Consider the following 26,096-nt stretch of genomic DNA (forward strand, 5'->3'; position numbering starts at 1 on the left):
CGATGAGTAAGGTACTTGATGAGTTGCTGGCGTTGCTGGCGCTTGAAAAAATCGAGGAGGGCCTGTTTCGGGGCCAGAGCCAGGATCTCGGTCTGCGGGCCGTGTTTGGCGGACAGGTAATGGGGCAGGCCTTGTCAGCCGCCAAGCAGACGGTCGAGAGTGGTCGTCAGGTTCACAGTTTTCACTCCTACTTCCTGCGTCCGGGGGATGTGACCCGCCCCATCGTCTATGACGTGGAGAATATCCGCGACGGCCAGACCGTCTCCACCCGCCGGGTCAAGGCGATTCAGGGCGGCAAGCCGATCTTCTATCTCAACGCCTCGTTTCAGGTGCCGGCCGATGGCTTCGAGCATCAGGCGCAGATGCCCACCGGCATCACCCCGCCGGAGGAGCTCAAGAGCGAGCTGGAGCTGGTGCGCCCCTACGAGAATCTGATCCCGGCCTCCCTGCGGGACAAGATCCTCTGCGAGCAGCCCATCGAGATGCGCCCGGTGACGCTGGTCGACCCTATTCGCCCGACGGTGCAGGATCCGGTGCGCCACGTCTGGTTTAAGGCCAACGGCCAGATGCCTGACGATCTGCGGATCCACAAATACCTGCTGGCCTACGCCTCCGACTTCAACTTCCTGCTCACTTCCCTGCAGCCCCACGGGGTGTCGTACTGGGAGCCGGGGATGCAGGTGGCGACCATCGATCACTCCATGTGGTTCCACCGGGATTTCCGCTTCGACGACTGGCTGCTCTACGTGGTAGACAGCCCGAGCGCCAGCGGCGGTCGCGGTCTGGTGCGCGGCCAGTTCTTTACCCGTGACGGCATGCTGGTGGCGAGCACAATGCAAGAAGGGGTGATCCGCCGTCGCGGTAGTTAAGTCGCGCAGTGGTTAGCAAAACGGGGTGGCTTGGGCCACCCCGTTTTCATTTCTGCCATTCGCGTTGGCGAGCCGGTCAGCCGCCGCGTTGGTACTTGAAGCGCTTCTTGCGCCGGTAGGGATAGACATCCTCGAACACCCCCACCTTGATGTTGCTCTGCAGCATCTTCCAGTAGTTGGCGTCGAACATCTCCTTGTGCAGTTGCAACATGATCTCCCGCACCAGTGGCTTTTGCAGCAGGAAGGTGGCGAACTCCTCGGGGAAGATGTCGTTGGGGGCCACCGAGTACCAGGGCTCGGCGCACAGCTCATCCTCGGGGTAGCGCGGCGGCGGGATCTGGCGGAAGTTGCACTCCGTCATGTAGCAGATCTCGTCGTAGTCGTAGAACACCACCCGGCCGTGACGGGTGACGCCAAAGTTCTTGAACAGCATGTCCCCCGGGAAGATGTTGGCCGCCGCCAGCTGCTTGATTGCGTTACCGTACTCCTCCAGCGCGAGCCGGGTCTGCTGCTCGTCCGCCTTGTCCAGATAGAGGTTGAGGGGGATCATCTTGCGCTCGGTGTAGAGGTGCTTGATCACCAGCTTGTCGTCGCTGATGGTGAGCGCCGACGGCGCCACCGTCTTGAGTTCGGCCAGCAGCTCAGGCGAGATGCGATCCAGCGGAAACTCGAAGTTGGTGAACTCCTGGGTATCGGCCATCCGGCCAACCCGATCGTGCTGTTTAACCAGCCGATACTTCGCCTTCACCTGCTCGTGGCTCACATCCTTGGGGGGGGTGAACTCGTCCTTGATCACCTTGAACACCACATCGTAGGAGGGGAGGGTGAACACGCTCATCACCATCCCCTTGATGCCGGGGGCGATGATGAACTGATCCCGACTCTGGGCCAGATGGTGGCGGTAGTGGCGATAGAGCTCGGTCTTGCCATGCTTCTGGCAGCCGATGGCGTTGTAGATCTCGTAATCGGGCTTGTGGGGCATGATTTGCCGCAGGAAGGCGACAAACAGCGCCGGTTCACGGGCATAGACCATGAAGTAGGCGCGGGCGAAGCCAAACACGATGGAGGCGAGATCCGGCTCGAAGATGACGGTGTCCACGTAGATGCTGTGGCCGGTGCTGAGCAGGGGCAGGATAAAGGGGAACACCTGATCCCGGGCCCGGATCAGCCCCACCAGATAGGCCCCCTTGTTGCGGTAGAACACCTCTTTGAGCAGCTCGATGGCAAACGGCTCGTCATGGAGGATTTGTGGGCCGTTTTCGGCAAGATGGCGGTGGATGTCGACAATATCCCGCTGCTTGTCCTCGTAGGGGAGGGTGAAGCTGTAATCGCCAAGTAGCTGGCTCAAGGTCTGCGGCAGGTGGGCCAGATCGGTGCGATAGATGCGCAGCAATGCGCTCAAGTCAGGTTTTTCGCCACGGCTGACAAAGGGGTGGATATAGAGGTTCTCATCGCGAATATTGCGATGGCGGAAGATCCGGCGATAGACGGAGTTGAAGAAGGACTCTGCCACCTCGAAGTTGTCACAGCGGGGCAGCAGATCGCTGAAGGCGCTTTTGACCCGCTTGAGCAGCTCCTGGGTGGCGTGGTGCTCCCCCATCATCTGGCGGATGGAGCTGGCGGTGGCCCCCACATGGTGGTCATAGAGGCGAATACGCTCCCGTCCCGCGAGCTGTACTCCCAGCCAGTCACTGTTCTCGAAGCGGCTCTTGCTGCCCTGGGTTATCTCGAGAAACCGGCTGTAAAACGACTCGAAGCGTTGCAAGATAGTCTCGGCGACGGCCTGTTCCAATGGCTGCTGCATCTCTCTCTTCCTTGTGATCTGTCGGGCCGATAGCGCGAAGGATTGCGTGTAATTTGTTCACACGTCTGGCCACTATCGCAACATTCAAACGTCTGTTCAAGTGGCAATTTTCGGGGATAAACGGTAAATTGCGCCCCTGTTTTGCTGATGGTTTAGCGACTGTTTGCTGTCTGTTTGAGAGGCCGTCCGGCCTGTGAGGAAACCCGATGAAGCTCTATTTTGTCCTGGTGGCACCTGCCCGTCCTGCGAATGTGGGGGCTGCTGCCCGCGCCATGAAAACCATGGGATTCGATGCCATGCGACTGGTGGCGAGCCGGGTACACGAAGAGGAGGAGGCGAGCTGGGTGGCCCACGGTGCCCAGGAGATCCTGACCCAGGCCGAGGCTTTTGACACCCTGCCCGAGGCGCTGGCGGACATGGATCTGGTGATCGCCACCACCGCCCGTGAACGCGGTCGCTACCAGCACTACCTCACCCCCAGGGAGATCCGCGAGCAGATCCGCGCCAAGCCATCCCTTGGCAAGGTGGCCATCGTCTTTGGTTGCGAGGAGTCGGGGCTCTCCAACGAGCAGCTGGCCGAGGTCGATCTCATCAGCTATCTGCCCCTCAAGGTGAGCTACCCGTCGCTCAATCTGGGGCAGGCGATCATGCTCTACGCCTACGAGATGAGTCAGCTGGTGGATGAGCTCAATGCCGACAGCGCCGCTGTGGTAGCAGAAAATTTTGATAATGCCGGGCAGGTTCGGGTGCTGAAAAGCAAAACAGCAGAATTGCTTGGTGAACTCGGAGTTTCGCAGGATGAAAAACTGCATCAATGGGTGATGGACCGGGTGCCCATGCTGCCGCAGCGGGATTTGAACATGCTCCACCTGCTCTGCAAAGACCTTGCGCGCCGCTTTGGGCGCAAGTAGAGAAGAGGTTTAAGTTGACAGCCCATCGCCCGCCGCGGTATTGCTAAAAGCCAGTTTCGTTCACGAGTGTTCGTCATGCAGCTATTCACCAACATCATCACCACCACCATTATTACCGGTACCACCACAGGTGGCACTGGGGCCGGTTGATGCGCTGACGAACAAGCACAGAAATCAAAAAAGGCCCGTACCCACCCAGTACGGGCCTTTTTGTTGGATTGGTTTTTAGATTGAATTTCATAGATTTACAGGGAGAGAAAGCGATGAGAGTGTTGAAATTTGGCGGGTCTTCACTGGCCGATGCAGAGCGTTTTTTACGGGTGGCCGATATCGCGGTCAACACCCACGGCCAATCTCAGGTAGCCCTGGTGCTGTCTGCTCCTGCCAAGGTGACCAATCATCTGGTGGCGCTGGTGGAACAGACCAGTCGCGGCATGGATGCCAGTTCCACCCTGTTTGAAGTGAACGGCATCTTCTCCCGCCTGCTGGCCGGATTGAAGGCGGCCTATCCGGCGCTCGATGACAAGGCGCTGCTGTCCCGTCTCACCGCCGAGCTGGATCAGGTGGAGCGGCTGATGCAGGGCATTCGTCTGCTGGGCCTCTGCCCGGACAACGTGCAGGCGCGCATTCTGAGCCGTGGCGAGAACCTCTCCATCGCCTTTATGCACGAGTTGCTGCGGGTGCGCGGTCTGGAAGTGGCTCTGATCGTGCCGGAAGAGCTGCTGGCCACCGATGGCGGCTATCTGGAGGCACACGTCGATATCGAAGCCTCCCGCCTGCGCTTTGCCGCCAAGGGATTACGCAGCGACTGCCTTTACTTGATGCCGGGCTTTACCGGCGGCAGCGACAAGGGCGAAACCGTGCTGCTGGGCCGCAACGGTTCCGACTACTCCGCCGCCGTGCTGGCTGCCTGTGTCGATGCCGAGTGCTGCGAGATCTGGACTGACGTCGAGGGCTGCTACAGCTGCGACCCCCGTCTGGTGCCGGATGCCTATCTGCTGAAAACTCTCTCCTACAAGGAGGCGATGGAGCTCTCCTACTTCGGCGCCAAGGTGCTGCACCCGAAAACCATCGCGCCGGTGGCCCAGTTCCATATTCCCTGCCTCATCAAGAACAGCTTCAACCCGCAAGGGGCGGGCACTCTGATTGGCCCCGAGAGCGGCGATGATGACCTGAAAGTGAAGGCCATCTCCGACTTGTCCGGCATGTGTATGTTCAACGTCTCCGGCCCCGGCATGAAGGGGATGGTCGGCATGGCCGGTCGCATCTTCTCCGCCGTCTCCCGCGCCGGGGTCAGCATCGTGCTGATCACCCAGTCATCCTCCGAATACAGCGTCAGCTTCTGTATCCACAGCTACGACCAGGACAAGACCCGCAAGGTGCTGGAGCGCGAGTTCGAGCTCGAATTCAAAAACCAGCTGCTGGAGCCGCTGGATATCATCAGCGATCTGGCGATCATCTCCCTCATCGGTGACGGCATGCGCACCAGCAAAGGGATGGCGGCCCGCTTCTTCACTTCGCTGGCGCAAGCCTCCATCAATATCGTCGCCATCGCCCAAGGCTCCAGCGAGCGCTCCATCTCGGCGGTAGTGCGGGATCGCAAGGTGGCGGAAGCCATCAAGGCGTGTCACCAGAACTTCTTTGGCAGCCAGCAGTTTATCGATCTCTTTGTGGTCGGGGTCGGTGGCGTCGGCGCCGCGCTGGTGGATCAGATCGCCCGCCAGCAACCGGTACTGGCCGAGCAGGGCACTGGTCTGCGGGTGGTGGGCATCGCCAACAGCCGCCAGATGGCGGTCAACAAGGATGGCCTGAACCTCGCCAACTGGCGCGAACAGCTGGTGGAATCCCGTGACAGCTTCTCGCTGGAAGGGGTGAAAAAGCTGGTGGAGGATAGCCACATCATCAACCCGGTGATCGTTGACTGCACCTCCTCCGAGGCAGTTGCCGTCCAGTATGCCGACTTCCTGGCCGCCGGTTTCCATGTGGTCACCCCGAACAAGAAGGCCAACACCGGCTCGCTCGATTACTACAAGGCGCTGCGCCGCACCGCTCGCCAGACCCGTCGCAAGTTCCTGTATGAAACCAACGTCGGCGCGGGCCTGCCGGTTATCGAGAACCTGCAAAACCTCATCAAGGCCGGTGACAAGCTGCGTGCCTTCGACGGCATCCTGTCGGGTTCGCTCTCCTTTATCTTCGGCAAGCTGGACGAAGGGATGGCCTTCTCTGAAGCCACCAAGATTGCTCGTGGCAACGGCTTTACCGAGCCGGATCCCCGCGACGATCTCAACGGCATGGATGTGGCGCGCAAGCTGCTGATCCTGGCCCGTGAGGCCGGCATGGCGCTGGAACTCTCCGATGTCGAAGTGGAGCAGGCGCTGCCGCCGGGCTTTGACGCCAGCGGCGATGTAGAAGCCTTTATGGCCCGTCTGCCCGAAGCGGACGGCTGGTTCCGCGACCAGTTCGCCGCGGCGCAAGCTCAGGGCAAGGTGCTGCGCTATGTGGGCTCCATCGAGGGTGGCAAGTGCAAGGTCGCCATCAAGGCGGTCGGTGGCGACGAGCCGCTGTTCAAGGTCAAAGACGGGGAGAACGCGCTCGCCTTCTTCTCCACCTACTACCAGCCGATCCCGCTGGTGCTGCGCGGCTATGGCGCCGGTACCGAAGTGACAGCCGCTGGCGTCTTTGCCGACGTGCTGCGCACCCAGAACTGGAAGCAGGAGTTGTAAGCATGAGTTCAGACATGTACCAGGGCGGCAGCGTCGTTGCCTACGCTCCCGCCTCCAGCGCTAACCTGAGCGTGGGATTCGATGTACTGGGGGCGGCGCTCGCCCCCGTGGATGGCTCTCTGCTCGGTGATCGGGTGCAGGTGAAAGCCCCTCTCCCAGCAACAGCGGTGCCATTTGCGCTCTCATCCGTGGGCCGCTACGCCCACAAGCTGCCGGATGATCCGAAAAAGAATATCCTGTTCGACTGCTGGGTAGCCTATGGCGAGGCGCTGGAGAAGCGCGGCCTTAAACTCAAGCCACTTGAAATGGTGCTGGAGAAGAACCTGCCGGTCGGCTCGGGTCTGGGTTCCAGCGCCTGTAGCGTGGTGGCGGCCCTTGAAGGGCTCAACGCCTTCCATGGCGCGCCGCTCAATGAGCACGACATGCTGCTGCTGATGGGGGAGATGGAAGGTCGCATCTCCGGCTCCGTTCATTACGACAACGTGGCCCCCTGTTATCTCGGTGGCATGCAGCTGGTGCTGGAAGAGCACGGCGTTATCAGCCAGGGCATTCCGGTGTTCGAGCAGTGGTACTGGGTGGTTTGCTACCCGGGTACCGTGGTCTCCACCGCCGCGGCCCGCGCCATCCTGCCGGCCCAATATCGCCGTCAGGATTGCCTCACCTACGGTCGTCGGCTGGCTGCCTTTGTGCACGCCAGCTACACCGGGCAGGAGGGATTGGCCGCCAGCGTTCTGAAAGACGTGATTGCCGAACCTTACCGCGCGGCGCTGATTGAAGGCTTTGCTGAGGTGCGGGCGCAGGCGGCCCAGAACGGGGCGCTGGCCACCGGCATCTCAGGCTCCGGTCCCACCGTGTTTGTGGTGATGAAGGATCTGGCGCAGGCCGAGCGGATGAAAGATTGGATGGAAGCACATTTCGTGCAGAACGAAGATGGATTTGCCCGGGTCTGCAAATTGGACATGGCCGGGGCACGGGTAACAGGAAGCGAGCTATGAATCTTTACAATATCAAGGACAAGAGTGAACAGGTGAGCTTCGCGCAGGCGGTGCGTCAGGGGCTGGGTCGCGATCAGGGGCTCTTCTTCCCCGAAGTGATTGCGCCGCTGGCCGATGTGGATGCCCTGCTCGATCTGCCGCTGGCCGAACGCTCTGCCCGCATCATCAGCCACCTGCTGGGGGACGAAGTGCCCGCCGCCAAGGTGAGCGAGCTTATCAACGCCGCCTTCACCTTCCCGGCGCCGCTGGTGAAGCTCAAGGATGGCTCCGATCGCAAGATATATGCCCTCGAACTGTTCCACGGCCCGACCCTGGCGTTCAAGGATTTCGGCGGTCGCTTTATGGCCCAGTGCCTCGCGGCCTTTAGAACCAACGACAAGATCACCATACTCACCGCCACCTCCGGCGACACCGGCGCCGCCGTGGCCCACGCCTTCTATGGGCTGGAGGGGATCGAGGTGGTGATCCTCTACCCGAAGGGCAAGATCAGCCCCTTGCAGGAGAAGCTCTTCTGCACCCTCGGCGGCAATATCCGCACCATCGCCATCGACGGCGACTTCGATGCCTGTCAGGCGCTGGTGAAAGATGCCTTCGATGACGAGGCGCTGAAAAAGGCGATTGGCCTCAACTCCGCCAACTCCATCAATATCAGCCGTCTGCTGGCGCAGGTTTGCTACTACTTCGAGGCGCTGGCCCAGTTGCCGAAAGCGGATCGCGCCAAGGCGGTTATTAGCGTGCCATCCGGCAACTTTGGCAACCTCACCGCAGGACTCATTGCCAAGGCGCTGGGGCTGCCGGTGAAGCGCTTTATCGCCGCCACCAACGCCAACGATACCGTGCCGCGCTACCTCAAATCCGGTCAGTGGGAGCCGCATCAGACAGTGGCTACCCTGTCGAATGCCATGGATGTCAGCCGCCCCAATAACTGGCCACGAGTAGAGGAGCTCTGTCGTCGCAACCGCTGGGCGCTGGAGACCTTGGGCTCCGGCATGCGCAGCGACGCCCAGACTCGCAATGCCCTCAAACGCCTGCATCAGCTGGATTACCTCTGTGAGCCCCACGGCGCCATAGCCTGGGATCTGCTGGGGGAACAGCTGGCCGAGGACGAAGTGGGGGTGTTCCTCTGCACCGCCCATCCCGCCAAGTTCAAGGAGTCGGTAGACGAGATCCTCAATCTCGATGTGCCGCTGCCCGGCCCGCTGGCCAAACATGCCGAGCTGCCGCTGCTCTCCGTTAATTTGCCTGCGGAGTTTGCTCAGTTAAGGGAGTTTTTGGTGGACTAAGCCGCCTAGCTGAGATAACCGATAGAAATAAAAATCCCCCGGTAACGGGGGATTTTTTATGGCATTAGATTTTTGCTAGCTCACGCATTACTTTGTCTCGCATCTTCATAAAGCGACCTAGCGTTTGGTCAAAGCCTCGATCACCATAGAAAGCATAACTATCAACGCCATATTCAGCTGTAAGCTTTAATTTCTTCCTTAGCTTAGATACATATTGTTTGTCATAATCTTCCTTCCCTTTGCTTCCTTTCTGCAGAATTGTTGTTACTACACGACCATTTTGTATTACATCATGAGTTCTTCCCATGCAGTCAGAAACTTCAAAATCAAATCCAATCAATATTTCTTTTAGGTCTGAAAACTTCAGTTGGTTTTCACCATTTTTACGGCGTCTTGAATTACACATAAGCCAGTATGAGATTATGCCCAACTCATTGACTCGATCTTCTGATAGTTCATGTGCAGCAGCTTGTCTAGTAAATTCAAATAAATCCTCATCAGAGGCGGAGTTAAGTAAGTAACCATTTTCACTTAGATATACAAGAGTAGATAGTAGAGCTACACGCTTATTTCCATTATGAAAACAATGATTATTTATTAGTGAGTGAAATAATGCAGCAGCTTTATCAAATATACTGTCGTAGGCGTCAACTCCTCCCGCACTCATAAATGGTCTATTCACTGCAGAATCCAATAAAAGTTCATTTTTAATTCCAGGTGGCGAGACTGGATCATCACTATCGCTAAAATATCTTGTCAGGTAATTGTGCATAAAAATAACTTGCTTTGTATTCATAATGTCCTCATCTATCTGTCTAGTTATCTAGTAGGTTGGTGCTGAACGAAGTGAAGCCCAACGTTTACCGTGAAAGCTAAATTTGGTTGCTGATTTTATATTGCAACGATTTCTATCGTATTTTTTTTGGAATCATCTCTCCCATTTGTTGGGCTTCGCTGCGCTCAGCGCCAACCTACAAAAATATGCCAAACCGAAAATATTATTACTCCCGACCGGTATTATGATCGAATGCCCAATCTTGGGTAATCCATCCTGCGGCGATATGGCGATGGATGGAGGAGTAAGGCCAATCGACAGGCTTGGCACAATAACCATGTTTGACCGGATTGAAGTGGATGTAATCGACATGGGCTTGCAGATCCTTGTCATCCCGGATCATATGTTCCCAATAGCGGCGTTGCCAGATACCGCGTTCCCGTTTTCTGAGTCGGCTCTCCCGTATCCGCTCTGTTTTGGCGAGCCTTCGTGAGAAGCCTGCCTTGATCAGAGACCAACGCATGGGATAGTCACTGTCATCCGGCGGTAGTTGCCAGATGACATGGAGATGATCCGGCATCACCACCATGGCAATAATCTCGAAGGGATGTTGTTGTTTGACGTGGTGGATCACTTCGCGCAGCAGGTCGATATGACGTACCAGCAGATCTTGCTGTCGGTCAGCCAGGTTGACGGTGAAGAACCAACATGCCCCGCTGTTTGTTGCTCGGCGATAGAGCATGGTTCTCCTTTCTGGTGTCGGGGTGATATATCAGGTCTGTTCGGTTGCACCGAATGGGCACCAACTGACCGAGGGCACGCGTGTTGGGCTTCGCTGCGCTCAGCGCCAACCTACGAATGGCATCAATCGTTGCTTAAAACCCACGCTACCGCCCGTGGATTGCAGCTTCCAATATGCTCCATTGACCAGCGAGGGCAGCAGCCCATCGCAGATGAGTAGGCACCGGATTGCCATGTTAAGCCAATCGAGTCTTTGCTCACCAGTCAAAGAGTGATGTAACTATCGGAAAATTCACGTTTTATGCGCTGGCTCAATAGATCGCTGTGGCAAGGCGCAGGATTCCCATGGCCCTTGATTTGATTGGGGTTGGCGAAAAAAGGACACCCACCTTTTTGATCACTACGTCATCCCACGAAAACCCGGGCTACCGCCTATGGACAGCAGCGTCCAATATGCGCCATGGCCATCAAGGTGGATCTCACCGCTGGTTCAATAGGTTTTGCCGGTGCTCTTGCGATGAGATCTTCTGGCCTCACCGGTCACAAAGTGACGTAGTTATCTGAGCATCTGCGCGCTATGTGCCAGCGCCATAAACGAGTGGCAGTGGTGTTGGCTGGCGCTTTGCGGGGTGGTACCTGCAGATGGCTGTTCTGCCGGTTATTCCACAGGGCAGGCTGCGGGGCAGCATAGTTGGTTGCTATCGGATTGGGGTGATAGATTAAGGCTTTGATTTATAGGGTTAATTGAGGTATCTAAATGACAAACGTATCTGTAGCGCTGGTCGCTCTGCTGCTGACTGGGGCCGCTCAGGCCGCTCCTGCGGTTTTCTCCCCCGAGTCGGGTGTGTTGTGCGACAAGAAGGCGGGTTTTTGTGCCGACACTCAGGGGATCTCCATGGGGTTGACCCAGGTCCATCTGGGCGACAAGGCGCAAGACAAACTGGTGAAAATATTCGGTTCGACCGACGGGGTCGATATGGGCAGCTACACCTTGAGCAATGGTGTGCACTGCGAGAGCAGTGAACAGCAGTGTTACAAGGATCGTTACTTTCCACGCACCAAAGAGAGCAAATACACCGCCATGTTGTTCAAAAAGAGCAAGTAACGGCGCCACGGTTTGCAACGGGGGAGCATGGCTCCCCTTTTTGTTGCCCGATTGCCAAGCCAGAGGCAGGGTTGGCGCGCGAGGCTTGTATCAGGGTGGCAATAGCGACACTATTGACACCTTTTTTGGGTTCCACAGAGGCGCAGCCATGACCCATCGTCACCGGACGAGGGGCGAGGCGTTGGCGAGGTGCTGTTGTGCGGGATAACTCGGGATAAAAAGGAGCAGAGCAGGATGATGGAAGAGCAAGAGTGGCGCTGGCTCAATGAGCCGACCGAGTGGCACAAGACCAGCGACGGTTTGCAGGTGGTGACGGACAAGCAGACCGATTTTTGGCGCAGCACCTGGTATGGCTTCGAGCGCCACAGCGGGCATCTCTATGGTTGCGAGGTGGCGGGGGAGTTTACCTTTCAGGTCTGCGTCGAGGGGGAGTTCACCACCCTCTACGATCAGGCGGGGCTGATGCTGCTGCAAGACGACGCGCACTGGCTCAAAGCGGGGATAGAGTACAACGATGCCCAGCCGATGATCGGCAGCGTGCTGACCAATCCGCGATCTGACTGGGCCACCGGCATTTTCACCGGTAATCCGCGTCGTTTCTGGCTGCGGCTGACCCGGCTGGCCGATTGTCTGCGTTTGCAATATTCCACCGATGGCAAGGTGTGGCCGCTGCTGCGTCTCGCTCCGTTCCCGCCCAGCGAGCGCTGCTTTATCGGGGTGATGTGTTGCACCCCCGAGCGACAGGGGCTGGCGGTGCACTTCTCGGATCTGCGCCTCACACCGCCCCTGGGCAAGGCGCTGCATGACCTGAGCTAGGCCAGCGTTTGTTGCCAATACACTGGCCAACATCAAGTGGCCAACATGAAGTGGCCAACAGCCAGGACACCCCTCTTTTTGAGCAAGACGCATTGATTGCCTGCGTCTGGGCGAGAAGGAAAAGGTGGGTGTCCAGCTCTCTCCATCCAGCTCTCCCCATCCAACTCCCCCCATCCCCCCAACCACGCCACACCAAGATGGTGGGTGAGGATTCAAAAAGGCGGATCTGCATGGCGGGAGCAGCCCTGTTTCTGGTTGTTTCAAGTGGCTGGTGGCGGGTGCATTTTGGTTTGTGATCCTGATCGCCAGTCCGCTCAATTGTTGCATCTTTGAAAAGACGTATCCCAATACTGTGTTAAGATGCAGGCCGCTTCATTGTCTCTGAAACTATCCCCATGCTGCTTCAAGTTCACAATCTGAGCTGCGTGCGCGAAGATCGCACTCTGTTTGAACATCTCTCTTTCTCGGTTTCACCCGGCGATCTGGTGCAAATTGAAGGGCCCAACGGGGTTGGCAAGACCAGCCTGTTGCGGTTGTTGACCGGGCTGTCACAGCCGTTTGCTGGTGAGGTGTGCTGGAATGGGGAGAATATTCGTCACTGTCGTGATGAGTATCATGCCGATCTGCTCTATCTGGGCCATCAGCCCGGTGTCAAAGCGGCCCTGACGCCCTTTGAAAACCTGACCTTCTACCAGCAGTTACATCATCCTGCAGATGCGGATGCCGACCTGTGGCAGATATTGGCACGGGTTGGGCTCGCCGGTTTTGAAGAGCATCCAACCGGGCAGCTTTCCGCTGGTCAGCAACGTCGGGTGGCCTTGGCGCGGCTCTGGTTGTCAGCCAAACCGGCGCTCTGGATCCTGGATGAACCCTTTACCGCCATCGACAAGCAGGGGGTCAAGGTGCTGGAACAGCTGTTTTTGGCCCACGCAGATCGGGGCGGCATGGTGATCCTCACTACCCATCAGGATCTGACCCTGATGCAGGGACGGCTGAAAACCCTGTCGCTGACCCCCTTCTCCTTGACGCCCTTGTTGCAGGAGTAACCCTATGTTGCGCGCCGCAATGCACCTGATCCGCCGTGAACTGTTGATGGCTCTGCGTCAGCGTTCCGATATTCTCAATCCGCTGTGGTTTTTCCTCATCGTTATTACCCTGTTTCCGCTTGGCATTGGCCCGGAGCCCAAGCTGCTGGCCCGCATTGCCCCCGGCATTATCTGGGTGGCGGCGCTGTTGGCGGCCATGTTGTCACTGGAGCGGCTGTTTCGCGATGACTTCAGTGATGGTGCGCTGGAGCAGATGATGCTGATGCCCCATCCACTGGGATTACTGGCGCTGGCGAAAGTGGTTGCTCACTGGTTGCTGACGGGATTGCCGCTGCTGCTGATCTCACCCTTGCTGGCGATCTTGCTGTCGCTGGATATGAACACCTATCTGGCGGTGGTCGCGACGCTGGCACTGGGCACGCCGGTGCTGAGTTTGCTGGGTGCGGTGGGCGTTGCCCTGACGGTTGGATTGCGCAAGGGAGGGGTGCTGCTTAGCCTGCTGATCCTGCCGCTCTATATTCCGGTATTGATTTTTGCTACCTCTGCCATCGATGCAGCGGGAATGCACTTGCCCTATGGCGGACAACTTGCCATCTTGGCAGCCATGTTGGTCGGCGCCCTGACGCTGACGCCGCTGGCCGTCTCGGCGGCATTGCGGGTCAGTCTCAACTGATGATGGGTTGGCAAGAGAGAGGTGGCTCCGTACGGAGCATTGTGCTGAAAAATAAAGTTGCGATGGATCAAGGATAGTGCCGCTTATTGCTTTCGGGGTATTTGATGCCGCCCCGTGGTCGGTATGGTAGGCCTCGCCAAACGATTAATAACAAAAGGTTTTGTGAGCTATGTGGAAATGGTTGCACCCTTATGCCAAACCGGAGCGGGCCTATCAGCTGGCCGGTACCCTGTTGCCCTGGTTTGCGGTGATTAGTCTGCTCTCGTTTGTGATCGGTACCGTCTGGGGGCTAGCGTTTGCGCCTGCGGATTACCAGCAGGGGGATTCCTTCCGGATCATCTATATCCATGTGCCATCCGCCATTCTCTCGATGGGGGCCTACTCCACCATGGCGGTGGCTGCCTTTATCGGTCTGGTGTGGCAACTGCGGATGGCGGACATGACGGTGGCGGCCATTGCGCCGGTCGGCGCCGTGTTTACCTTTATCGCCCTCTTTACCGGTGCCGCCTGGGGCAAGCCCATGTGGGGCACCTGGTGGGTCTGGGACGCACGGTTGACCTCCGAGCTTATTCTGCTGTTCCTCTATCTGGGGGTCATCGCCCTCTACAACGCCTTTAGCGACAAGGTAGTCGCGGGCCGTGCCGCTGGCATTCTGGCACTGGTGGGGGTGATCAATCTGCCGATCATTCACTACTCGGTGGAGTGGTGGAACACCCTGCATCAGGGCGCCAGCATCACCAAGTTTGATAAACCCTCCATTTCCCCCGAGATGCTGTTGCCGCTGCTGATCATGATCCTGGCGTTTGCCGCGTTTCTTGGCGCCCTGACCCTGATGCGGTTTCGCAATGAGCTGCTGATGCGGGAGTGGCACCGCCCCTGGGTCAAACAGCTTGCCGAGCAGGAGAAGTAAGCATGCACTTTGCCTCTTTCAGTGACTTTATGGCGATGGGCGGTTACGCCTTTTATGTCTGGTTATCGTTTGGTATCACGTTCGCCTGCCTGATCGGCATCATCATTTCTACTCGTATCAAGACCCGCAGCCTGCTGGGGGAGTTGCGTAGCAAACAGGCCAGTGAGGCTCGTCGCATGGCGGCCCGGCAGATGGAGAACACCCTATGAACCCGAGACGAAAGAAACGCCTCACCATCATCCTGGCGATCAGCACTGGTTGCGCCCTGGTGATTGGGCTGATCCTCTATGCCCTCAGCCAGAATATCGACCTCTTCTATACCCCGAGCGAGCTGGTGCAAGGCAAGGGACCGGACAAGATCAAGCCGGAAGAGGGGCAGCGTCTGCGCATCGGTGGGCTGGTGGTGCCGGGTTCGGTGCTGCGGGATCCCCAGAGTCTCAAGGTGGCGTTCAAGCTGGTGGATAACGGTGGTCATCTGGTGACCGTCGAGTTTGACGGCATCCTGCCGGATCTGTTCCGCGAAGGGCAGGGCATTGTCGCGCAGGGCACCCTCAAGGATGCCACGACCGTGGAGGCGTTCGAGGTGCTGGCCAAGCACGATGAGAACTACATGCCGCCGGAAGTGGCCGATGCCACCAATGGCATGCATTTCAAGCCCGAATATACCGAGGCGCAGTTGAAGGGAGCCAAGCCGTGAGCCCTGCGGTGTTTGCCTTTTCTGCTTTGCTTGCCGTTCGTGATGCGGCTGTTGTCACCGTTCAATTGAAAGGAATCCCGTCATGATCCCGGAATTAGGTCAGTTTGCGCTGATCCTCTCCTTTGCTACCGCCCTGCTGCTGGGGAGCTATCCGCTGCTTGGCGCCAGCTGGGGGCGCCTTGGCATGATGTCGGCGGCCCGCCCGCTCGCCTATGCCCAGTTTTTGTTGCTGCTGTTGTCGTTTCTCTGCCTGACCTGGGCCTTTATCGACAACGATTTTACCGTGCAGTATGTGGCCACTAACTCCAACAGCTTGCTGCCACTGGCTTATCGTATCTCGGCGGTGTGGGGTGCTCATGAAGGCTCCTTGCTGCTGTGGGTGCTGACTCTGGGAGGCTGGACTGCTGCGGTGGCCATGTTCAGTCGCCAATTGCCGCTGGATGCGGTGGCGCGGGTGCTGGGTGTATTGGGGCTGATCTCGGTTGGTTTCACCGCCTTTGTGCTCTTTACCTCTGATCCCTTTACCCGTACGTTGCCCTATTTCCCGGTGGATGGTCGCGACCTCAACCCGCTGCTGCAGGATCCGGGTCTGATCTTCCATCCGCCCATGCTCTACATGGGCTATGTGGGTTTCTCGGTGGCCTTTGCCTTTGCCATCGCCTCCTTGATGACCGGTCGCCTCGATGCGACCTGGGCGCGCTGGTCTCGCCCGTGGACCATGGCAGCCTGGGTATTCCTGACTCTCGGCATCGTGCTGGGCTCCTGGTGGGCTTATTACGAGCTCGGCTGGGGCGGCTGGTGGTTCTGGGATCCGGTAGAAAATGCCTCCTTTATGCCCTGGCTGGCGGGGACGGCGTTGCTCCATTCACTGGCGGTGAGCGAAAAGCGGGCCAGCTTCAAGGCCTGGACCGTGCTGCTGGCGCTCTCGGCCTTCTCATTGAGTCTGCTGGGGACCTTCCTGGTGCGCTCCGGGGTGCTGGTGTCGGTGCATGCGTTTGCCTCTGACCCTACCCGCGGTCTGTTTATTCTCGGCTTCCTGCTGGCGGTGGTCGGTTCATCCTTGCTGCTGTTTGCCTTTAAAGGCTCGCAGGTGAAGAGCCACGGCAAGCACGAGTTGTGGAGCCGCGAGACGCTGCTGCTGGCCAATAACATCATGCTGATGGCGGCGCTGTTGACCGTGCTGCTCGGCACCCTGTTGCCGCTGGTCCACAAGGAGCTGGGGCTGGGTAGCATCTCCATCGGTACTCCTTTCTTCAACCACATCTATAGCTGGTTGATCATTCCGTTTGCCCTGCTGTTGGGGGTTGGCCCGCTGTTCCGCTGGCGTCGTCAGCAGTTGGGGGAGCTCAAAGGCAAGGTGATCTTCGCGTTGGCGCTGAGCCTGGCCACTGCCCTGGTGCTGCCGCTGACGTTTGCCGAGACCTTCAAGCCGTGGGCGGCGCTGGGGATTGGTCTGGGTGCCTGGATCATCATCACCAGCGTGCAGGAGACCTGGATCCGTGCCACCCACAAGCACCCGTTTCAGGTGGGGGTGCGCAAGCTGGGTAACAGTCACTGGGCGATGATTTTGGGCCATGTGGGGCTGGCGGTCAGCATCATAGGTATCGCTTGCACCCAAAACTACAGCATTGAGAAGGATCTGCGGATGCAGGCCGGTGATCGGGTGCAGTTTGCCGATTACGAGTTTGTCTTCACCGGGATCAAAGAGAAGAACGGCCCCAACTACGATGGCTTCAAGGGCGTGCTGGAAGTGCACAAGAACGGCAAGCAGGTGGCGCTACTCAAGCCAGAGAAGCGGATGTATAAAGTGTCGCGAATGCCAATGACCGAAGCTGCCATCGATGCCGGTATCACCCGTGATCTCTATGCGGCGCTCGGCGAGCAGCTCGATAACGGTGCCTGGGCGGTACGGATTTACTACAAGCCCTTCGTGCGCTGGGTCTGGTTTGGCGGTGTCTTTATGGCGATCGGTGGGGTGCTGTCGATGCTCGACAAGCGTTACCGTTTCGGCCGTCGTGAAGAGGAGGCCAAGGCATGAGCAAGAAGACCTGGTTATTCCTGATCCCCTTTATTGTGTTCCTGCTGGGGGCGGTGTTTCTGTTTAAAGGACTCTATTCCGATCCCACCAAGCTCGAATCCGTGATGGTTGGCAAGGAGGTGCCGGTGTTCACCTTGCAGGACATTTATGATCTGGACAAGCAGCACGACCGCACCATCCTGACCGGCCGCCCCATGTTGCTCAATGTCTGGGCCACCTGGTGCCCGACCTGCTACGGCGAGCATACCTACCTCAAGCAGCTGGCGGGGCAGGGTGTTCCCATCATTGGCATGAACTACAAGGATGAGCGCGACAAGGCGATCAAATGGTTGGCAGAGCTGGGCAACCCCTATCAGGTCAACCTCTATGATCCGGACGGTATGCTGGGGCTGGATCTGGGGGTCTACGGCGCGCCCGAGACCTTCTTTATCGACAGTCAGGGGATCATTCGCTATCGCCACGTAGGGGATATCAACCCCGAGAATTGGGCCGCGACCCTCAAACCCATCTTTGATGCCATGAAGTGAAGGTGAACCGGATGAGAGTAGTGATTGCATCCCTGCTGCTGGTGTTGGGATTGGCCATACAAGCCCCGGCCATGGCCGCCATCGATGTCTATACCTTCGACAGCGATAATCAGGAACAGATATTTCGTGAGTTAACCAAGGAGCTGCGCTGCCCCAAGTGCCAGAACCAGGATATCGCCGACTCCAATGCGGGGCTGGCCAAGGACTTGCGCGACAAGACCTACCAGATGGTGCGCGAGGGCAAGGATAAAGAGCAGATAGTGGATTACATGGTGGCCCGCTATGGCAACTTTATTCTCTATAGCCCGCCCCTGATGGCTTCCACCCTGATCCTGTGGCTGGGTCCCTTGCTGGTGATCCTCATCGGCGGCGCTGTGGTCGTGATGCGCAGCCGCCGTGCGCCTGTGCGGACCAAGAAAACCGATAATAGCCTTAGTGAAGAGGAGCGGCGCCGTCTGGCCGAGTTGCTCAAAGAGGAAGAGAAACAATGACCGCCTTTTGGATAGTGATCGCGGCCCTGTTGGTGCTGGTGAGTCTGGTGTTGGTGGTGCCGCTGTGGCGTGGTGAAGGCAAGCAGAGCATCAGCCGTTCGGCGCTCAACAAACAGCTCTATCGCCAGCGGCTGCTGGAGATTGGCGAAGAGCGCGAGCAGGGTGTACTGGCCGAAGAGTCTGATTCGCTGGTCGAGCTGCAGCGAAGCCTGTTGGATGATATTCCCGACGTGGAGCAAACCGCACGGGGTGGCAAGAGTCTGATCTGGATCCCGGGTGTGGTGGTGCTGGTGGTGGTGAGCCTTGGGCTCTACTACAAACTGGGCTCCTGGCAGGAGGTGAGCCGCTGGCAAGATGCCAGCAGCCGTCTGGGGGAGCTGAGCAATCGCATTCTGGTGGAGCGGGACGCCCAGGTGACCGAGCAGGATCTGCTGGATTTCACGCTGGCACTGCGTACCCGTCTCAAGGCTGAACCGAATGACTATCGCGGCTGGTTATTGTTGGGGCGCTTGGCGCTCGATGGCAATGATCCCGAGATGGCCAGTGAAGCGCTGGAGCGGGCCTATGGGTTGGCACCACAAAAGTCGCTGGTGGCGGTGCCCTACGCCCAGGCGTTGATGATGACGGGGGATGAGGCGCAAGCGGATGCCCTGTTGCAGGCCGCTATCGCCCAGGATCCGGACAATATCGAAGCTCGGTCAGTCTATGCCTTCATGGCGCTGCAAAAAGAGGATTTCCAGACAGCATTGACCCGCTGGCAACTCATGTTGCCGCTGATGGAGAAAGGTACTCCCCGCTACGTGATGGTCGAGCGCTCCATGGAATATGCCCGCGCGCAGCTCAAGCAACGGGGTATCGAGGTGACAAACGCTGGCGCAGCCAGTGAGCCCGATGTAGCAGGGCAGCAGTTTGCGGTGAAGGAGGGAGAGTTCCCCATCCATATCACCCTGGCGGCCGGCATTCAGCTGCCGGAAGATGCCCATCTGTTCGTCTTTGCCGTGGTGCCCAATGGTCCGCCCATGCCCATCGCGGTGAAGCGTATCGCCGGGCCAACCCTGCCGGTCACCCTCTCGCTGGGTGATGGCGATGCCATGATGGAAGGCAGCAAGTTGGCCACCTACCCAGAGCTGCAATTCAAGGCACGTCTCTCCCGAGGCGGTAATGTCATGAATAAAGAGGGGGCCTTTGAAGGGGTATCTGTGCCGGTCAAGACGGCTGATATTCCCACCGCGCCGATTGACATCCGCATCGATCACGCCCTCTAATATGCCTTTGGATAACCCGGCCCCTGGATAGGGGTCGGGTTATCTATACTTCTGATAAATCAAAATAAAACGTCAGGACTCCCATATGCATTTTCGTTCAGGAACCCTCCTGTCAGCTTTACTGCTGGCTGGGTGTGCCGGTGGCCCCCCGAAACCAGGCCCAGAGAGCCTGGATCTTAATCCCGGTATCAATCATCCGGGCGCTACCAGTACGGCAGCCGATCCTCGTGACCCTTTTCAAGGTGCCAACCGGGCGATGTGGGCGGTCAACTATGATGTGCTGGAGCCCTATGTGGCACGTCCTGTGGTACATGCCTATGCCAGCTACATTCCGGTGGGGGTGAAGGATGGCATTGCCAACTTTGTTGCCAACTTTGATGAACCGAGCAGCATGGTGAACCATCTGATCACTGGCGATTTGAAAGGGGCGGGAACCAACCTGGGGCGCTTTACCGTCAACACCACGGTCGGTTTGCTGGGGATCTTCGATGTGGCCAAACATGCCGGCCTCGAGCGCAACAAGCTGGAGATGGATACAGTACTGGGCAAGGCTGATATAGGTGATGGTGCCTATATCATGGTGCCTGTTTACGGCCCGACCACCACCCGTGAGCTGGTCGGCGATACGATTGATAGCCTCTATTTCCCCTATGCCTTGCTGACTTTCCCGATAAAGTTCGCACATTGGGCTCTGGATGGCTTGGGAAAACGTGCCAAGCTGATCGATCAGGAGCGGATCATCGACAATGCCCTCGATCCTTATGCGTTAACCAAGGATTTCTATCTGCAGTACAATCAGGGCAAGGTGACGGGCAAGCAGTCTGAGCTGACAGAGTCTCAGCAAGAGCAGGCTGATGATGCCAATCTCGATGAGTATATGGATGAGCTGGATCAGTAATCTCAACCAGTGAAGAGACAAGGCGCCGCTGGGCGCCTTTTGTATTTATGGCGCTGTTGTCTTGGCAGTCACCATAAAAAACGCCCCGCAGAGCGGGGCGTTTTGGCAAGAGGGGCTGATTAGGCAGCCAGATTCTTGGCCGCGAATTCCCAGTTGACCAGAGTCCAGAAGGTTTCCATGTACTTCGGACGCAGGTTGCGGAAATCGATGTAGTAGGCGTGCTCCCACAGGTCAACGGTCAGCAGCGGGGTAGTACCCGCTTCGGTCAACGGGCAACCGGCGTTAGAGGTGTTGACGATGGCCAGAGAGCCGTCAGCTTTCTTCACTAACCAAGTCCAGCTGGAGCCGAAGTTGCCGATGGCAGATTTGGTGAAGGCATCTTTGAACTCGGCGAAAGAACCAAACGCCTTGTTGATGGCTGCGGCCAGATCGCCAGTAGGCTCACCACCGCCATTCGGGGAGAGGCAGTGCCAGTAGAAGGTGTGGTTCCAGATCTGGGCGGCGTTGTTGAAGATGCCAGCGCTGGAGGTCTTGATGATCTCTTCCAGAGACTTGCCTTCAAACTCGGTACCCGGCACCAGATTGTTCAGGTTGACCACATAGGTGTTGTGGTGCTTGCCGTGGTGATATTCCAGAGTTTCCTGGGAGATGTGCGGTTCCAGAGCATTGATTGCATAGGGCAGAGCGGGAAGTTCGAATGCCATTTTCTACTCTCCATTGGCTGGTCCGTGCGAAAGCGACGGTTGCAAGACATTGCATACTCTTTTCTATATCTGAAAAGAGTTGTTTTTAAAATGATGGGGCAGGGTAGCCCAAAGCCAAGGGATTGTAGCAGCATCAAAGATGGCCTAACAACTCTTGATTGGCGCCATGATCGCGATCAAGCCCGCCTCTGTTCTTTGGGTAATTCGTTCATTGTCGGCCCTTTGTCGGGTTGTACTCGGACAAGATTGCAGTAGAATGACTGCCGAAATCGCTCTAGTGAGGCACCTATGGAAACTATTGAAAAGATTAAGCAGCAGCTGGCTGATAACCCCATCATTCTCTTCATGAAGGGCTCCCCAAAGCTACCAAGCTGTGGTTTCTCTGCCCAGGCCTCCCAGGCTCTGATGTCCTGTGGCGAGCCGTTCGCATACGTTGATATTCTGCAAAATCCGGATATCCGCGCCGAGTTGCCAAAATTTGCCAACTGGCCGACCTTTCCCCAGCTGTGGGTTGAAGGTGAGCTGGTCGGTGGCTGTGACATCATGATTGAGATGTTTCAGGCCGGTGAGTTGCAGGCTCTGATCAAGGAAACTGCCGCCAAGTACAAGCAGGATGACGCCGCTGCCGAGTAAGCGGACACCGTCATTACCTATGTTGTTAAAGGGAGCCATTATGGCTCCCTTTTTTATCGCATTGTGGCGCTTGGCAGGTAGCACAGCACCGATGTGGTGTGTTGATGTAAGGTAATAGATAGTCGAAAAAGGCATTAAAAATACTAATCATTAAATGGTTGTTCTTAAGTTGTTAATTATATAATTTCACTATCTTTGATAATATTTTCTAATCCATTTAGGATTCGGATGTTGCCGCTGTCACATTCTTTGATATTTTCACCACAAGCTAGTCTCTTTGCATGTTTTTTTGTGTTGATGCTCACATTAATTGCAGTTGATAAAATCTAGTATCCCTGCGTCCTGTGAAGTAAAACCCTACAAATTAATAAATAAAAAGAGATTTGCGATGAAGATGTATAGCAATCTGCCCATTGGTCTTCATGATATTACTGAAGCCAAAAAAAGACTGACCAATCATATATACAAGACCGCGCAACTACCCTCAAATTACATCAGTGAACGTTGTCATGGTGAGGTTTACCTCAAGCTTGAAAACATGCAGCGTACAGGCTCTTTTAAAATTCGTGGTGCTTTCAATAAACTCAGCTCATTAAGTCTGGAAGATCGACAAAAAGGTGTTGTCGCCTGTTCGGCGGGTAACCATGCTCAGGGCGTATCACTCTCCAGTGCCATGCTTGGTATTGATGCCAAGGTGGTCATGCCCTGCTGTGCCCCCAAATCAAAAATTGCAGCAACCAGTGATTATTCAGCCAAAGTGATCCTCCATGGTAATAGTTTCAATGACACCATTGCCAAAGTCAGTGAAATAGTCGAAATGGAAGGTCGGGTATTTATTCCCCCATTCGATGATGCCAAAGTGATTGCAGGCCAGGGAACCATTGGTCTGGAGATTATCGAAGACTTGTATGATGTCGATAATATCATAGTGCCGATTGGTGGTGGTGGTTTGATTGCCGGTGTGGCGATGGCGATTAAATCAATCAATCCGACAATCAGAATTATCGGTGTGCAATCTGAAAATGTGCATGGTATGGCAGCCTCTTTCTATGCCGGCACCATCACTAATCACAGAACCAGCAGCACCTTGGCAGATGGTTGTGATGTAGCAAGACCCGGTTCCATGACCTTTGAAATCGTCAAGCAGCTGGTTGATGATATTGTTCTAGTTTCTGAAGATGATATTCGTCACAGCATGGTCGACATGATCCAGCGTAATAAAATAATCACCGAAGGTGCGGGTGCGCTCGCTTCTGCAGCACTGCTAAGTGGTAAATTACAGCATTATGTTGAAGGTAAAAAAACCGTCTGCATTATTTCGGGTGGCAATATCGATCTTACCCGTATAGTCGAGATAATCGAACAGAACAATATTCCTCAATTTAGCCTGTAAGGAATGCGGTCATGATATTAGACAGTGTCGTTACTAGCAGCAAAGAAAAAGAAAATACCCGCGCTTGGCGTAAAACAGATACAACCTGGGGGTTGGGCCTATTTGGTACTGCAATCGGTGCCGGGGTGCTATTTTTCCCCATCCGGGCTGGATATGGTGGCTTAATCCCGATATTGATTATGATGGTGCTTGCCTATCCGATAGCATTCTATTGTCATCGGGCTCTCGCCAGATTGTGCCTCTCTGGCAGTAACCCTTCTGCCAATATCACCGAGACCGTCGAAGAGCATTTTGGCAAGATGGGTGGCGTGGTGATTACCTTCCTCTACTTCTTTGCCATCTGCCCCCTGCTCTGGATATATGGTGTCACCATTACCAATACCTTTATGGCATTCTGGGAGCATCAACTGCAAATGGTGCCACTCAATCGGGGTGTGGTCGCCCTGGGGCTTTTGCTAGTCATGGCGTTCGTCATCTATTTCGGTAAAGATCTGATGGTTCGCGTGATGAGCTATCTAGTATTTCCTTTTATTGCCAGTCTGATCATCATCTCGCTGTCGCTAGTCCCTTACTGGAACAGTGCGGTATTTGACCAGGTCAATCTGAGTGAAATATCCCTGCTCGGTCACGATGGTATTCTGGTTACCGTCTGGCTTGGCATCTCCATCATGGTCTTCTCCTTCAACTTCTCACCGATTGTCTCCTCTTTCATCGTCTCCAAGCGGGAAGAGTATGAGCACGAGTTCGGTCGCGATTTCACCGAGAAGCGCTGCTCCAAAATCATCTCCGGTGCCAGCATGTTGATGGTTGCCGTGGTGATGTTCTTCGCCTTCAGCTGCCTGTTTACCCTGTCACCGCAAAACATGGCAGAGGCCAAGGCCCAGAATATTCCGGTGCTCTCCTATCTGGCCAACCACTTCTCTTCGATGACTGGCAGCAAGTCTACGTTTGCCACCACCCTGGAGTATGCGGCATCCATTATTGCGCTGGTTGCTATCTTCAAGTCTTTCTTTGGCCACTATCTGGGGACCCTGGAAGGGTTAAACGGCTTGATCCTCAAGTTTGGCTATCAAGGTGACAAGACCAAGGTCTCATCGAAAAAGCTTAACATGATCAGCATGCTGTTCATCATGGGCTCCACCTGGCTGGTCGCTTATGTCAACCCCAACATCCTTGACCTGATTGAAGCAATGGGCGCGCCCATTATCGCCTCTCTGCTCTGCCTGCTGCCGATGTATGCGGTGAGCAAGACGCCAGCACTGGCAAAATATAAAGGTCAGGCCAGCAACCTGTTTGTCACCATTATCGGTGTGCTGACCATCCTGAATATTGTTTCCAAGCTGTTCTGAAAACCTTTTCTGCAAGTCATTAACCATTCAGGCCCCCCTGGCGGGGTCTGGATGGTGCAGTCAGACATGAGCAATAACCGGTTCTTTGTTGGCCCAATTATTTGGGCCCAGGGCAAGGCTAGCCTTTATTTTCCTACCTGTGTAAGCAAAGCGGAAAAGATGCCCTGACTGCAGTGACTCGACCCTATTTATATCGAGGCAATGTAATGAAGTTTGATTCGTTGGTTCTGGTTATCAATTGCGGCTCCTCATCGGTAAAATTCTCCGTACTGGATAGTCAATCCTGTGAGGTGGTGATATCCGGTATGGCAGATGGTATTGAAACGGCCCATCCTCAATTGAAAGTAGATAAAGAGCCAGTCACCCCTTTACCTGAAAATAGCCACACCTGTGCATTGGCTGCCATCGCGGCAGAATTGAAAAAACGGGAGCTGCTGGATGCTATTGCGCTGGTTGGTCATCGCATTGCTCATGGTGGCAGTGAATTTAGTGAAGCCGTGATAATTGACGAAAATGTCTTGGCCAAAATCAAGCAGGTGTCACCCTTGGCCCCTCTTCATAATCACGCCAATCTGAGCGGTGTGATGGCGGCTCGTCAGTTATTTCCTACGCAACCCCAGATTGCGGTATTTGATACCGGCTTTCATCAGACCTTGAAGCCGGAAGCTTATATCTATGGGCTCCCTTATCAATATTTGCAGGATTACGGTGTGCGCCGTTATGGATTCCATGGCACCTCTCATCGCTATGTCGCCGAGCAGGCGGTCTCTTTCCTTGGGCTAAATGGTAACGATGCCGGTCTGGTGATTGCCCATCTGGGCAATGGCGCCTCTATTTGCGCGGTGCAGGATGGCAAGAGCGTCGATACCTCTATGGGGATGACGCCGCTGGAGGGGCTGATTATGGGCAGTCGCAGCGGTGATATTGATTTTGGTGCGCTGGCCTATATTGCCAGCAAAACCGGGCAATCTATCGAGGATATCGAGCGGGTCTTGAACAAGCACTCCGGCTTGCTCGGTATTTCCGGCCTCTCTTCCGATATGCGCGTGCTGGAGGCGGCTTATCACGAAGGGCACCCCGGCGCGAAACTGGCGATCCACGCCTTTGTCCACCGTATTGCCCGCCATATTGGTGGTCATGCCACCTCATTACGCCAGCTGGATGCGGTAATTTTCACCGGCGGTATTGGCGAGAACTCGGCCTTTATAAGACAACTGGTGTGCGAGCGCCTGCCGGTATTTGGCATCGCCATGAACGAGGAGTTGAATAAACAGCCCAATACCATGGGCTGTCGGGTTATTTCTGCACACTCTTCGGCAATGTTTGCAGCGGTTATTCCGACCAATGAAGAGAAAATGATCGCGCTGGATGCCATTCGTCTGGGTCAACAGATCCGTCAGGCCGAGTGTGTCTGAATATTTCAACTGTAATGTCATGAATCGTGAATGAG

Annotated in this window: 25 protein-coding genes; 21 read left to right on the forward strand and 4 right to left on the reverse strand. The window is 56.1% G+C overall.

The annotated features are described in order from the left end of the window. The first annotated feature begins 2 nt into the window (after window positions 1-2). On the forward strand, window positions 3-869 hold the full coding sequence (tesB, locus tag BN1135_RS09835) for an acyl-CoA thioesterase II (protein ID WP_042020670.1): 867 nt from the start codon (window positions 3-5) through the stop codon (window positions 867-869). Between the two features lie 76 nt (window positions 870-945). Here tesB and aceK read toward each other — a convergent pair whose 3' ends face one another. Then, a complete protein-coding gene (gene aceK / locus BN1135_RS09840) occupies window positions 946-2,673 on the reverse strand; it encodes a bifunctional isocitrate dehydrogenase kinase/phosphatase (protein WP_042020673.1) in 1,728 nt (575 codons plus the stop codon). A gap of 206 nt (window positions 2,674-2,879) precedes the next feature. Here aceK and BN1135_RS09845 point away from each other — a divergent pair, with 206 nt between their 5' ends. From BN1135_RS09845 to thrC, 4 genes are all read left to right on the forward strand, one after another. Then, window positions 2,880-3,584, forward strand: a complete 705-nt coding sequence (locus BN1135_RS09845) for a tRNA/rRNA methyltransferase (RefSeq protein ID WP_042020674.1) — start codon at window positions 2,880-2,882, stop codon at window positions 3,582-3,584. Between the two features lie 263 nt (window positions 3,585-3,847). Beyond that, on the forward strand, window positions 3,848-6,307 hold the full coding sequence (gene thrA, locus BN1135_RS09850) for a bifunctional aspartate kinase/homoserine dehydrogenase I (protein ID WP_042020675.1): 2,460 nt from the start codon (window positions 3,848-3,850) through the stop codon (window positions 6,305-6,307). Window positions 6,308-6,309: 2 nt separating this feature from the next. Next, window positions 6,310-7,302 carry a homoserine kinase gene (gene thrB, locus BN1135_RS09855; protein ID WP_042020677.1) on the forward strand — a complete coding sequence of 331 codons (993 nt, stop codon included), beginning with the start codon at window positions 6,310-6,312 and terminating at the stop codon, window positions 7,300-7,302. Then, entirely contained in the window at window positions 7,299-8,585 is a 1,287-nt protein-coding gene (gene thrC / locus BN1135_RS09860) for a threonine synthase (RefSeq protein WP_042020679.1), read from the forward strand. Before thrB ends, thrC begins: the two co-directional genes overlap by 4 nt. Before the next feature lie 64 nt (window positions 8,586-8,649). On the opposite strand, the gene BN1135_RS09865 is transcribed toward thrC, so the two are convergent. Beyond that, window positions 8,650-9,381, reverse strand: a complete 732-nt coding sequence (locus tag BN1135_RS09865) for a type II toxin-antitoxin system death-on-curing family toxin (protein WP_042020680.1) — start codon at window positions 9,379-9,381, stop codon at window positions 8,650-8,652. Between the two features lie 205 nt (window positions 9,382-9,586). After that, window positions 9,587-10,102, reverse strand: a complete 516-nt coding sequence (locus tag BN1135_RS09870) for an REP-associated tyrosine transposase (protein WP_042020682.1) — start codon at window positions 10,100-10,102, stop codon at window positions 9,587-9,589. A 756-nt stretch (window positions 10,103-10,858) separates the two neighbouring features. Between BN1135_RS09870 and BN1135_RS09875 the strand changes: the two genes are divergently transcribed. From BN1135_RS09875 to BN1135_RS09930, 12 genes are all read left to right on the forward strand, one after another. Then, entirely contained in the window at window positions 10,859-11,206 is a 348-nt protein-coding gene (locus BN1135_RS09875) for a YcgJ family protein (RefSeq protein ID WP_042020684.1), read from the forward strand. 234 nt (window positions 11,207-11,440) lie between these two features. Next, window positions 11,441-12,022: a DUF1349 domain-containing protein gene (locus BN1135_RS09880; protein WP_042020686.1), complete on the forward strand. Its 582-nt coding sequence runs from the start codon at window positions 11,441-11,443 to the stop codon at window positions 12,020-12,022. 395 nt (window positions 12,023-12,417) lie between these two features. Continuing rightward, entirely contained in the window at window positions 12,418-13,068 is a 651-nt protein-coding gene (gene ccmA, locus BN1135_RS09885) for a cytochrome c biogenesis heme-transporting ATPase CcmA (protein ID WP_042020688.1), read from the forward strand. Between the two features lie 4 nt (window positions 13,069-13,072). Beyond that, window positions 13,073-13,741: a heme exporter protein CcmB gene (ccmB, locus tag BN1135_RS09890; protein WP_042020690.1), complete on the forward strand. Its 669-nt coding sequence runs from the start codon at window positions 13,073-13,075 to the stop codon at window positions 13,739-13,741. Between the two features lie 169 nt (window positions 13,742-13,910). Further along, the gene (locus BN1135_RS09895; RefSeq protein WP_042020692.1) at window positions 13,911-14,651 is read left to right on the forward strand and encodes a heme ABC transporter permease; all 741 of its coding nucleotides are present in this window, start codon (window positions 13,911-13,913) and stop codon (window positions 14,649-14,651) included. Window positions 14,652-14,653: 2 nt separating this feature from the next. Continuing rightward, window positions 14,654-14,860: a heme exporter protein CcmD gene (gene ccmD, locus BN1135_RS09900; RefSeq protein WP_042020694.1), complete on the forward strand. Its 207-nt coding sequence runs from the start codon at window positions 14,654-14,656 to the stop codon at window positions 14,858-14,860. Next, on the forward strand, window positions 14,857-15,348 hold the full coding sequence (gene ccmE / locus BN1135_RS09905) for a cytochrome c maturation protein CcmE (protein WP_042020696.1): 492 nt from the start codon (window positions 14,857-14,859) through the stop codon (window positions 15,346-15,348). Before ccmD ends, ccmE begins: the two co-directional genes overlap by 4 nt. A gap of 82 nt (window positions 15,349-15,430) precedes the next feature. Continuing rightward, window positions 15,431-17,386, forward strand: coding sequence for a heme lyase CcmF/NrfE family subunit (locus BN1135_RS09910; RefSeq protein ID WP_042020697.1), 1,956 nt, complete (start codon window positions 15,431-15,433; stop codon window positions 17,384-17,386). Then, window positions 17,383-17,913, forward strand: a complete 531-nt coding sequence (locus BN1135_RS09915; RefSeq protein WP_042020699.1) for a DsbE family thiol:disulfide interchange protein — start codon at window positions 17,383-17,385, stop codon at window positions 17,911-17,913. Before BN1135_RS09910 ends, BN1135_RS09915 begins: the two co-directional genes overlap by 4 nt. Before the next feature lie 11 nt (window positions 17,914-17,924). Continuing rightward, window positions 17,925-18,404 (forward strand): cytochrome c-type biogenesis protein, encoded by a 480-nt coding sequence (locus tag BN1135_RS09920; RefSeq protein ID WP_042020701.1) that lies wholly within the window; start codon window positions 17,925-17,927, stop codon window positions 18,402-18,404. Next, entirely contained in the window at window positions 18,401-19,669 is a 1,269-nt protein-coding gene (gene ccmI, locus BN1135_RS09925) for a c-type cytochrome biogenesis protein CcmI (RefSeq protein WP_042020702.1), read from the forward strand. The genes BN1135_RS09920 and ccmI overlap by 4 nt, the downstream gene beginning before the upstream one ends. An 85-nt stretch (window positions 19,670-19,754) precedes the next feature. Continuing rightward, window positions 19,755-20,567: an MlaA family lipoprotein gene (locus BN1135_RS09930; RefSeq protein WP_042020704.1), complete on the forward strand. Its 813-nt coding sequence runs from the start codon at window positions 19,755-19,757 to the stop codon at window positions 20,565-20,567. Between the two features lie 119 nt (window positions 20,568-20,686). On the opposite strand, the gene sodB is transcribed toward BN1135_RS09930, so the two are convergent. Continuing rightward, entirely contained in the window at window positions 20,687-21,271 is a 585-nt protein-coding gene (gene sodB, locus BN1135_RS09935) for a superoxide dismutase [Fe] (RefSeq protein WP_042020706.1), read from the reverse strand. Window positions 21,272-21,559: 288 nt separating this feature from the next. On the opposite strand from sodB, the gene BN1135_RS09940 reads away from it, so the two are divergent. From BN1135_RS09940 to tdcD, 4 genes are all read left to right on the forward strand, one after another. Beyond that, a complete protein-coding gene (locus BN1135_RS09940; protein ID WP_042020708.1) occupies window positions 21,560-21,904 on the forward strand; it encodes a Grx4 family monothiol glutaredoxin in 345 nt (114 codons plus the stop codon). Window positions 21,905-22,292: 388 nt separating this feature from the next. Beyond that, complete coding sequence (tdcB, locus tag BN1135_RS09945) at window positions 22,293-23,297, forward strand: bifunctional threonine ammonia-lyase/L-serine ammonia-lyase TdcB (RefSeq protein WP_042020711.1); 1,005 nt, start codon at window positions 22,293-22,295, stop codon at window positions 23,295-23,297. An 11-nt stretch (window positions 23,298-23,308) separates the two neighbouring features. Further along, window positions 23,309-24,646 carry a threonine/serine transporter TdcC gene (gene tdcC, locus BN1135_RS09950; protein WP_042020713.1) on the forward strand — a complete coding sequence of 446 codons (1,338 nt, stop codon included), beginning with the start codon at window positions 23,309-23,311 and terminating at the stop codon, window positions 24,644-24,646. Between the two features lie 173 nt (window positions 24,647-24,819). Then, complete coding sequence (gene tdcD / locus BN1135_RS09955) at window positions 24,820-26,061, forward strand: propionate kinase (RefSeq protein WP_302846876.1); 1,242 nt, start codon at window positions 24,820-24,822, stop codon at window positions 26,059-26,061. Window positions 26,062-26,096: the final 35 nt, after the last annotated feature.

The sequence above is a fragment of the Aeromonas sobria genome (assembly GCF_000820145.1).
GTDB classification, from domain to species: domain Bacteria; phylum Pseudomonadota; class Gammaproteobacteria; order Enterobacterales; family Aeromonadaceae; genus Aeromonas; species Aeromonas sobria.